This is a genomic window from Carnobacterium sp. AT7, assembly GCF_000171855.1.
GTDB classification, from domain to species: Bacteria; Bacillota; Bacilli; order Lactobacillales; family Carnobacteriaceae; genus Carnobacterium_B; species Carnobacterium_B jeotgali.
Genome location: NZ_ABHH01000051.1, coordinates 1 through 8,287 on the forward strand (window position 1 = coordinate 1; position 8,287 = coordinate 8,287).

The 8,287-nt window shown below is 43.1% G+C and carries 4 protein-coding genes and 3 rRNA genes; 1 reads left to right on the plus strand and 6 read right to left on the minus strand.

Annotated elements, in window-relative coordinates:
* Positions 1–12: 12 nt before the first annotated feature.
* From rrf to CAT7_RS11640, 4 genes are all read right to left on the minus strand, one after another.
* A 5S ribosomal RNA gene (gene rrf / locus CAT7_RS11625) occupies positions 13–128 on the minus strand.
* Positions 129–219: 91 nt separating this feature from the next.
* A 23S ribosomal RNA gene (locus CAT7_RS11630) occupies positions 220–3,140 on the minus strand.
* Positions 3,141–3,364: 224 nt separating this feature from the next.
* Positions 3,365–4,924, minus strand: a 16S ribosomal RNA gene (locus CAT7_RS11635).
* The 16S, 23S and 5S rRNA genes sit together here, the layout of an rRNA operon.
* 531 nt (positions 4,925–5,455) lie before the next feature.
* Positions 5,456–5,980 (minus strand): GNAT family N-acetyltransferase, encoded by a 525-nt coding sequence (locus CAT7_RS11640; protein WP_007725824.1) that lies wholly within the window; start codon positions 5,978–5,980, stop codon positions 5,456–5,458.
* A 326-nt stretch (positions 5,981–6,306) separates the two neighbouring features.
* Between CAT7_RS11640 and CAT7_RS11645 the strand changes: the two genes are divergently transcribed.
* Positions 6,307–7,299 (plus strand): hypothetical protein, encoded by a 993-nt coding sequence (locus CAT7_RS11645; protein ID WP_007725826.1) that lies wholly within the window; start codon positions 6,307–6,309, stop codon positions 7,297–7,299.
* 68 nt (positions 7,300–7,367) lie between these two features.
* Here the strand turns inward: CAT7_RS11645 and CAT7_RS11650 are convergent, their stop codons facing one another.
* Positions 7,368–7,883 (minus strand): HD domain-containing protein, encoded by a 516-nt coding sequence (locus CAT7_RS11650; RefSeq protein WP_007725827.1) that lies wholly within the window; start codon positions 7,881–7,883, stop codon positions 7,368–7,370.
* Positions 7,884–8,031: 148 nt separating this feature from the next.
* A partial coding sequence (locus CAT7_RS11655; protein WP_007725829.1) for a TrmH family RNA methyltransferase occupies positions 8,032–8,287 on the minus strand: 256 nt, incomplete at its 5' end.

Below are 8,287 nucleotides of genomic sequence, written 5' to 3' on the forward strand. Positions count from 1 at the left end.
ATAATTGAATCTGCGTGGCAACGTCCTACTCTCACAAAGGGAAACCCTTCACTACCATCGGCGCTAAGAAGCTTAACTTCTGTGTTCGGCATGGGAACAGGTGTGACCTTCTTGCCATCATCACCACACAATTTCAATCAAGAGAACGTTGTTCTCTCAAAACTGGATAAGTTAAAAATCGTTTTTCGTTCTGAAACCGTCTTACACCGTTTAAAAAATTTGGTTAAGTCCTCGACCGATTAGTATTGGTCCGCTCCATCTATCGCTAGACTTCCACTTCCAACCTATCTACCTGATCATCTCTCAGGGGTCTTACTCACTTACGTGATGGGAAATCTCATCTTGAGGGGGGCTTCACGCTTAGATGCTTTCAGCGTTTATCCCGTCCACACATAGCTACCCAGCAATGCCCTTGGCAGAACAACTGGTACACCAGAGGTGTGTCCATCCCGGTCCTCTCGTACTAAGGACAGCTCCTCTCAAATTTCCTACGCCCGCGACGGATAGGGACCGAACTGTCTCACGACGTTCTGAACCCAGCTCGCGTACCGCTTTAATGGGCGAACAGCCCAACCCTTGGGACCGACTACAGCCCCAGGATGCGATGAGCCGACATCGAGGTGCCAAACCTCCCCGTCGATGTGGACTCTTGGGGGAGATAAGCCTGTTATCCCCAGGGTAGCTTTTATCCGTTGAGCGATGGCCCTTCCATGCGGAACCACCGGATCACTAAGCCCGACTTTCGTCCCTGCTCGACTTGTAGGTCTCGCAGTCAAGCTCCCTTATGCCTTTACACTCTGCGAATGATTTCCAACCATTCTGAGGGAACCTTTGGGCGCCTCCGTTACACTTTAGGAGGCGACCGCCCCAGTCAAACTGCCCGTCAGACACTGTCTCCCAGCCCGATAAGGGCTGTGGGTTAGAGTGGTCATACAGCAAGGGTAGTATCCCACCAACGCCTCCACCAAGACTGGCGTCCTGGCTTCATTGGCTCCTACCTATCCTGTACAAGCTGTACAAACACTCAATATCAAACTGCAGTAAAGCTCCATGGGGTCTTTCCGTCCTGTCGCGGGTAACCTGCATCTTCACAGGTACTATAATTTCACCGAGTCTCTCGTTGAGACAGTGCCCAGATCGTTACGCCTTTCGTGCGGGTCGGAACTTACCCGACAAGGAATTTCGCTACCTTAGGACCGTTATAGTTACGGCCGCCGTTTACTGGGGCTTCAATTCTGAGCTTCGCCCGAGAGCTAACCCATCCTCTTAACCTTCCAGCACCGGGCAGGCGTCAGCCCCTATACGTCATCTTACGATTTTGCAGAGACCTGTGTTTTTGATAAACAGTCGCCTGGGCCTATTCACTGCGGCTGACCAATTGGTCAGCACCCCTTCTCCCGAAGTTACGGGGTCATTTTGCCGAGTTCCTTAACGAGAGTTCTCTCGCACACCTTAGGATTCTCTCCTCGACTACCTGTGTCGGTTTGCGGTACGGGCAGTTTGTTTCTAACTAGAAGCTTTTCTTGACAGTGTGACATCGGGAACTTCGGTACTTAATTTCCCTCCCCATCACAACTTGTTCTTAAAGAAGCAAGCATTTGACTCACTTCAAAACTTGTTGCTTGGACGCGCATATCCAACAGCGCGTATTCCTTAGCCTACTGTGTCCCTCCATTGTTCAAACAAAACAAACTGGTACAGGAATCTCAACCTGTTGTCCATCGTCTACGCCATTCGGCCTCGACTTAGGTCCCGACTAACCCTGGGAGGACGAGCCTTCCCCAGGAAACCTTAGTCATTCGGTGGACGGGATTCTCACCCGTCTTTCGCTACTCATACCGGCATTCTCACTTCTAAGCGCTCCACTAGTCCTCACGATCTAGCTTCAACGCCCTTAGAACGCTCTCCTACCATAGAACCAATGGTTCTATCCACAGCTTCGGTGTTATGTTTAGCCCCGGTAAATTTTCGGCGCAGGGTCACTCGACTAGTGAGCTATTACGCACTCTTTAAATGATGGCTGCTTCTGAGCCAACATCCTAGTTGTCTAAGCAACTCCACATCCTTTTCCACTTAACATAAACTTTGGGACCTTAGCTGGTGGTCTGGGCTGTTTCCCTTTCGACTACGGATCTTATCACTCGCAGTCTGACTCCCGGATATAAATCAATGGCATTCGGAGTTTATCTGAATTCGGTAACCCGAGAAGGGCCCCTAGTCCAAACAGTTGCTCTACCTCCATGATTCTAATTCCGAGGCTAGCCCTAAAGCTATTTCGGAGAGAACCAGCTATCTCCAAGTTCGATTGGAATTTCTCCGCTACCCACACCTCATCCCCGCATTTTTCAACATACGTGGGTTCGGTCCTCCAGTGCGTATTACCGCACCTTCAACCTGGACATGGGTAGATCACTTGGTTTCGGGTCTACGACCACATACTCATTCGCCCTATTCAGACTCGCTTTCGCTGCGGCTCCGTCTCATCAACTTAACCTCGCATGGGATCGTAACTCGCCGGTTCATTCTACAAAAGGCACGCTATCACCCATTAACGGGCTTTAACTATTTGTAGGCACACGGTTTCAGGGGCTATTTCACTCCTCTTCCGAGGTTCTTTTCACCTTTCCCTCACGGTACTGGTTCACTATCGGTCACTAGGGAGTATTTAGCCTTGGGAGATGGTCCTCCCGGATTCCGACGGAATTTCTCGTGTTCCGCCGTACTCAGGATACTGATCAGAGTGAATTTGGTTTCGGATACAGGGCTTTTACCTTCTTCGGCAGACCTTTCCAGGTCGCTTCTCCTACCAAAATCATTTATGACTCTATGTGTTCAGTCCTACAACCCCAGAAAGCAAGCTTTCTGGTTTGGGCTATTCCCGTTTCGCTCGCCGCTACTCAGGGAATCGATTTTTCTTTCTCTTCCTGCAGGTACTTAGATGTTTCAGTTCTCTGCGTCTACCTCTACTGACCTATGTATTCAGTCAGCAGTAACATCCTATAAAAGATGCTGGGTTCCCCCATTCGGAAATCTTTGGATCAAAGCTCACTTACAGCTCCCCAAAGCATATCGGCGTTAGTCCCGTCCTTCATCGGCTCCTAGTGCCAAGGCATTCACCGTGCGCCCTTATTAACTTAACCTATGGTTAATCGTTAATTTTCAATACTCATCTTTCGATGAGAACCTTAAAAACTTACTTTTAAAAATTTTCGGTGTGTTTCTGGTTTCTTACTTGAATTACAATTTTTAACTTTATCCAGTTTTCAAAGAACAAGGTGTTACGATTTAAAAGATTGAGAAGATTAGACCTCTCAAAACTAAACAAAGTAAGTACGAATGTGTGGGTTTCCGTTAGTTTCCTTAGAAAGGAGGTGATCCAGCCGCACTTCCGATACGGCTACCTTGTTACGACTTCACCCCAATTATCTGTCCCACTTAGGCGGCTGGCTCCCAAAAGGGTTACCTCACCGACTTCGGGTGTTACAAACTCTCGTGGTGTGACGGGCGGTGTGTACAAGACCCGGGAACGTATTCACCGCGGCGTGCTGATCCGCGATTACTAGCGATTCCGGCTTCATGCAGGCGAGTTGCAGCCTGCAATCCGAACTGAGAATGGCTTTAAGAGATTAGCTTGGCCTCGCGACCTTGCGACTCGTTGTACCATCCATTGTAGCACGTGTGTAGCCCAGGTCATAAGGGGCATGATGATTTGACGTCATCCCCACCTTCCTCCGGTTTATCACCGGCAGTCTCACTAGAGTGCCCAACTGAATGCTGGCAACTAATAATAGGGGTTGCGCTCGTTGCGGGACTTAACCCAACATCTCACGACACGAGCTGACGACAACCATGCACCACCTGTCACTTTGTCCCCGAAGGGAAAGTCCTATCTCTAGGATTGTCAAAGGATGTCAAGACCTGGTAAGGTTCTTCGCGTTGCTTCGAATTAAACCACATGCTCCACCGCTTGTGCGGGTCCCCGTCAATTCCTTTGAGTTTCAACCTTGCGGTCGTACTCCCCAGGCGGAGTGCTTAATGCGTTAGCTGCAGCACTGAAGGGCGGAAACCCTCCAACACTTAGCACTCATCGTTTACGGCGTGGACTACCAGGGTATCTAATCCTGTTTGCTCCCCACGCTTTCGAGCCTCAGCGTCAGTTACAGACCAGAGAGTCGCCTTCGCCACTGGTGTTCCTCCACATATCTACGCATTTCACCGCTACACGTGGAATTCCACTCTCCTCTTCTGCACTCAAGTTCTCCAGTTTCCAATGACCCTCCCCGGTTGAGCCGGGGGCTTTCACATCAGACTTAAAGAACCGCCTGCGCTCGCTTTACGCCCAATAAATCCGGACAACGCTTGCCACCTACGTATTACCGCGGCTGCTGGCACGTAGTTAGCCGTGGCTTTCTGGTTAGATACCGTCAGGGGATGAGCAGTTACTCTCATCCTTGTTCTTCTCTAACAACAGAGTTTTACGATCCGAAAACCTTCTTCACTCACGCGGCATTGCTCCGTCAGACTTTCGTCCATTGCGGAAGATTCCCTACTGCTGCCTCCCGTAGGAGTCTGGGCCGTGTCTCAGTCCCAGTGTGGCCGATCACCCTCTCAGGTCGGCTACGTATCATCGCCTTGGTGAGCCATTACCTCACCAACTAGCTAATACGCCGCGGGTCCATCCATAAGCGGTAGCCGAAGCCACCTTTCTTCCATTCGTCAGGAGACGATTAGAAATATGCGGTATTAGCATCCGTTTCCGAATGTTATCCCCCTCTTATGGGCAGGTTACCCACGTGTTACTCACCCGTCCGCCACTCCTTAACTTCGATGGGTGCAAGCACCCGGTGAAGTTAAAGCGTTCGACTTGCATGTATTAGGCATGCCGCCAGCGTTCGTCCTGAGCCAGGATCAAACTCTCATATAAAATGATGCTTGAAGCTCATTATTGAATTGCTAGCGAATAATTATTCACTATTTTGTTACTGTTGACTCAGCACTGCTGAGTCATCCTCACATTTGGTTCGTCTTACTTTGTTTAGTTTTCAAAGGTCTAAAGTTGATTGTTTCGTTTTGACAACTTACTAATAATATCACGTTCGATATCGTCTGTCAACAACTTTTTTAATTTTTGTTTCTCGCTTTACCGGTTTGTTTCAACCTGTCTCAGCGACATGTATTAATATAACAGGAATTCTAAATAGCGTCAATGATTTTTTTACATAAAATAAACATATTTCACAATTCCAAACATTTAATTTGTATTTTTAAAATATTAGATATTTTCTTCGCCAAAAACGAACATTTATGTCGTTATGCATTCTATTCATCTGTTACTTTATATAAGGTTAATTATTCAAAAAATATAACTAGGAACTACTTAATTCTCAATTGTTGAAAAAAATAGACTGAAATTCCTTTTTAGGGTCATTCTAGTCTACTTTTTTCAAGCAACTATTTAGTTTAATTTCATTCCATAATATAAGTGGTCATGTAATTCTCCATTAAATTCAGCAACCTTTGGCATTCTTCCCCATTGCTGGAAACCAAATTTGCTAAGCAGGTATTCACTAGCTCCATTACCCTCTACAATCATAGCCATAACATTGTGATAGCCAATTTCTCTAGCTTGTTGAAGGGTATGCTCGACTAATTTTGAACCAATTCCACGGTTACGGTAATCGCTATTTACATAATAACTGATCTCAGCTACTCGTTCTACGGCTCTTCTACCAACTCGGTAACCACTTAAATGACTATATCCAGCAACCTTTCCATCAACTTCATAGATAAAAAGTGGGTATTTCTCTGTTTGATGAGATTCAAACCATGATTTTCTTTGTTCTACAGTAAATACATCAATATCACAAGTTATGCCTCCTGTGAGTATTGCCTTATTATAAATATCAACCATTTCTGGCAAGTCGTTTAAACTCGCTTCTCTAATAAGTGCTTTTTGTGTGGTAAAGGTTACCTCTATCATTTAAGCGTCCTCCTATCCTAACTAAAACTCATTTTTTACTGCATATATTGAACCGCTCTCATTCCCAGTTCAACTGGATTAGGAAGCACTTTATAGTTTGATTTAATTTATGCGGCAAGAATTATTATATACTTTGAGATGTGCTTCGACAATCTTTTTTTTGAAAATTTCACGTATTATTTTTGTGTCGTTTTAAAGTGCCTATTTTCAAGGTTTTATCCCACATTTATCTATATCTCTAAGGAGGCGACTTTACTTTACAATCTTATTTACATTCACTAAACTTGTGGTAGATAAATTAGAAATTTAGCGGAGGTGATTACCCGATGCAACGAATCCTTTTTTTAATTTTTACTAGTAGTTTGCTATTTTTAGGCTATTTTTCATTTAATGTCTTAGCAATACAAGGCTTTATTAACCCTACTATTGAAAAACCTAGCGAAGAAATGATTATTAAGGAAGGTGATAGTTATCTTAGTGAAGTCAAAAAGCTGATTGGCAATCCTTTAGAATTTACATCAGGGTCTCACAAAAAAGCTGGTACTAGTATGGAACAAAATCGGAGCGCATTAATTAAAAATTCTACTATTGTAACTTACCAAGTTGATGGTGATACTCTTTCTACTAAAAATATTAATTATAAAAATGCCAATCAAGTCAAATATGCTGAGGATACTTCTCAACATAAGGAACTATGGGAATCGTTTACGACTATCATCCCAACAGATTTACGGACAAACGTTAAATCATTTTCTGTTTTCTCTGATGGAGCTAGTAATCTTTTAGGCTATGTTGATTCATTAGACTACAATGGAGATACTTGGCAGCTTGGCGTGGATTACGCTGACAGTAAAGATGAAAAAAACTTCTATTATACTTTGATTCATGAATATGGTCATCTCCTCACTTTAAGTAGCGATCAAATGGTATCAAATTACGATTGGAAAACTACTGGTGAAAAGGAAGCTACTTATTCTTCCTTTTATGGTAAAAGTAATACGGATTCTTATATGAATCTGTATTATCAAAAATTCTGGCTTGATTATTACCAAGAGTGGCAACAGCTTAATAAACAAAATGACACCGCTGCGAAAAATGCCTTTTATACTGAACATGCTGAAGATTTTTTGACACCTTATGCTGTTACCCATCCTGAAGAGGACATTGCTGAATCGTGGACTTTCTTTGTATTGTCTCCTAAAGAAAGCAACACAACAATTGCACAAAAAAAACAAAACTTCTTTTATCAATTTCCAGAACTAGTTGAGATCCGAACTGAAATATTGAAAAACCTTCTTACAGAAGCTAAAAAAGACTAAACCTGCAATAGGTTTAGTCTTTTTATTTATTTTCATGAATAAGAGATAGCTATTTATATACATTGCTATTATTGAGCTGTAGCAGGTTTTAAACGCGCCCAAACATTTTTTATAGATGTTCTCATTTTCCCAGTCAATGGAACGGCCACTTCTTTCACTGCACAATATTTATCAACAAACGTTACAATATAACTTTCTTTATACTTTGGAAAAGCTACTGTAGCTAACCACATATGTTTAATAATAATATCGCATTCTAGTTCACTTAGCTCTGTTAATTTCTTTGCATTTTCACAAGCCATACGAGGATGAACATAGGCATGAGAGCCTTCATCAAATTTCGTTATTCGCCAGTCATAATAAAATAAATCATGAAGTAATCCTGCACGAGCTGTTGCTCTAAAATCCAAACCATGTTTTTTAGCAATGCAATAGCTGATATAAGATACACTAATTGAATGATCTAATCGTGTTGTAAAATGATGTTGCGTATAGTCATTCAGTTTTTTTACTTCTTCGAATTCCAATAAATCCTCAATAAGCGCGACGTATTCTAAATCTTGCTTCCACTTTGGTTCGGTCATTAAACGACTTCCTTTTCCTTAATAAATTATGATGTTTTCTAACTGGTTCCAATCTTACATGCTCTGTCTTTATTTTTAAAGCAGAACCACTTAAACTTAAAGAAATATTAGGAAAGTACATTTTTTTGACACAAATTTGCAACACTATTTACTCAGCTTTTGTTAAGCTAAACATTACTACACCTGCTGCTACAGCGACATTTAAAGATTCTGCTTGTCCAACAATTGGGATATAGAGATTTTTAGTGGTTCGTTTCAATAATTCAGCTGACATTCCGTTCCCTTCATTTCCCATAACCAACCCATAAATCGATTGCGGTTCAATAGTTCGATAAGAAACGGCTTCTTCATTTAATTCAGTGCCATAAACTGGAAATCCATGCTCAAAAAACAAATCAAACCAT